The 2,619-nt window shown below is 47.8% G+C and carries 1 protein-coding gene; it reads right to left on the reverse strand.

The features are described 5' to 3' along the window. Positions 1-208: 208 nt before the first annotated feature. The coding region (locus tag PHF32_08790; protein ID MDD4560810.1) for an N-6 DNA methylase at positions 209-2,619 on the reverse strand (2,411 nt) is incomplete at its 5' end.

Consider the following 2,619-nt stretch of genomic DNA (forward strand, 5'->3'; position numbering starts at 1 on the left):
CCAGCGAATTGCGGGAGCATGACACACGCATCCAACTCCTCAGCAAGATGGATCTCATTGGCCACAGTACAAACAAGATCATCGAGGACGTGCAAAAGATGATCGCTTCAGCTTTTGGAGTATAGTCAGCCCTTAGGTGCTATCTGTAGGACAAGTGGTGAGACCCAGATAAATCTGGCTCGACCGCCCGGTGAAGCCCGAAGCTTATCTATTGGATAACGTTTCCAATGATTTGATCTATCCGAGCTTGAATGTCGATTGTTAGGGCTAAAGCTGTAACCATCCGGCAATAATGGATAGGATCGGCAAAGCTCTTGCCCTTTCGGTCTTTGAGGTATTTATGCAGCACCTGATAGCCGCCAATGTGATAGTTCCACAACTCCGGGGTGATGCCTTCAAAGTGTTTATCCGGGTTGATCTGTACGATACTCTTGTCCTCATCGTATTGGATAAACTCAACCATGTCATTGGAGCCGTCACCCTGATACCTTGCTATGGGAGGCCTTAACCTTGGACTCTTGAGTAAATGGATGTCGGCAAGCTCTTCACCATATTCTGCCAACTTAGTAAAGAGTTTATAATCCTCTGTAAATGGTATGCGGGGGAAATCCATCCTGAGGTATTGCTCAAAGCGTTTGCGGTATTGAATGCTGTGCAGGACCGCATAGACATAGTAGAATAGCTGCTCCGGTTGGAAGTCCTGCCATTGCTTGGCGAAACGCTCCAAAAGTTCTTTGGAGATGTTGTATTCCCGCTCTTCGCTGTCAAAGATAGTCTCTTTATGTTCGGAGGGGTAAATGTAGAGGGGGGCAAGATAAGCTCCTTTAAGACCAGTTTCAAGTACATGTAAATCAATAGCGTTTACAGATATCAACGCATGTGCAAAATCAATCTGAACATTCCTATTAAATATCAGTCCAATGTTATCTCTATTGATCAGGTTCTTCATTACACTATGTCTTGGCATGCAATGAAACCCCTTGGTTTTACCGGAATAATATGTGTATCGGGTATCAAAGGGACGGTAAAGGATGGGGATTATCTTGGCATCACTCATACCACTGTCTTTCAAATCTTTTTGGGCTAAATCCACTATCCAATCTCTAGTGTCTTTGCCAAGCTTAAATGCTGTTCTGGCAGTTTCCGGTTCCAGGGACGCGAAATGGTGAATGGTCTTGCGCACTTGGTTGGGAGTATCCTGGATTGTGAGTCCGTCTCTGGCTGTGACTATGCCCACGCTATTGACCGGGAATATCTCCGGCAGGTTTGTCCACATGAGATAATGCTCGTTTCCGGTAGCTTCCGGACGGAAGAGGTAGAAGGGAGAACCGGGGCTTAGTTCCTGATAGGTCTTGGCTTGGAACTGGTTACTATCCAGCCAGTCATATTTGGATTGGCGGAGTCCGAAAAGCTCGTGGTGGCGGATTCTGTAGGGGCGAACGCCGTTTCGCCCATCGGTCGCTTCGGCGAGCGACCCTACTTTTACCATCAGGATGATGGAGGTTCCCTGCCGGATATCAAAGACGTTTTCATCCTTGCTGCCATCCGGGCAACTCTCCTTTTTCAGGCTGTTGCCATGCAGATCCAGCACATAGATTTCGTCAAAGGTCTGCATCAAGCTTTGGCGCATACCCCGGAAGGTGGGGTTATCCAGATAGCCGTGATTGGTGATCATACCCACGATGCCTTTACCCGCTTTATGGATCTTCCATTGGGCAAAACGCAGGAATTTTACATAGTCGTCTTGCAGCCACTTTGGATTCTTTTCACCCAAGGGATTGCCATCCACAGTGAAGTAACTCTGAGCGCAATCAATATCCGTCTTTAAGAGTTTAGTCGTCCAATCGTTAGTGTTTTCGCTTGCTCCGCTATAGGGCGGATTGCCCATGATCACCAGAATCGGGTCTTGATGTTTCACTTTGTTGGCCATCTCGCATTCTTCACTGATATCATGCGTGATGGGCAATTCGGTTTGTAGAGGGGTGTCCGGCTCAAGGGTATTGGAAAGATAAAGCTTAAAGCGTTCATCTTCGCCCAGTTCGTAGCCATATTCCGCCAGCAGGTAGCTGATCTTGAGGTGTCCCACGGTGTAAGGCGCCATCATCAGTTCTATGGCATAGAAGTGGGGCAGGATGTGTTCTTTGATCAGTTTGTGAGTGCCGCCATTGCCATACTTGCCAATGTGTTCTTCGATTGCCAACTTGATAGCTTCTGCAGGAAAGGTGAGGGTTCCGGCAGCCGGATCAAGAATGGTGACTTCATCTGAGGCAAGTCCATCGCCCAAAGCAAAGTGGCTTTTCAAAAGGCTGTGGATACTGCGTACGATGTAGCGCACCACAGGCTCTGGTGTATAATAGACTCCCCGTTTTTCTCTGAGTTTGGGATCATATTCGCTTAAGAAAGTCTCATAGAAGTGCACGATGGGGTCTCTGCCCTTGCCCTCGGTGTAGAAGCGGTGCAGTATCTTTTGGATATCTGTGTTGAAAAGGATGTCCGCAATGTCATCGATCAGTACTGCCAGAGCCTGGGGTGGCTCCTCGTAGGAGATAAACTTGAATATGCTTTTCAGGATGCCCAGAGTGCCGGGGATGTATTTGTAGATGAGCTCCCGGTTGAATT

This window comes from Candidatus Cloacimonadota bacterium, assembly GCA_028706475.1.
Lineage (GTDB): Bacteria > Cloacimonadota > Cloacimonadia > Cloacimonadales > Cloacimonadaceae > UBA5456.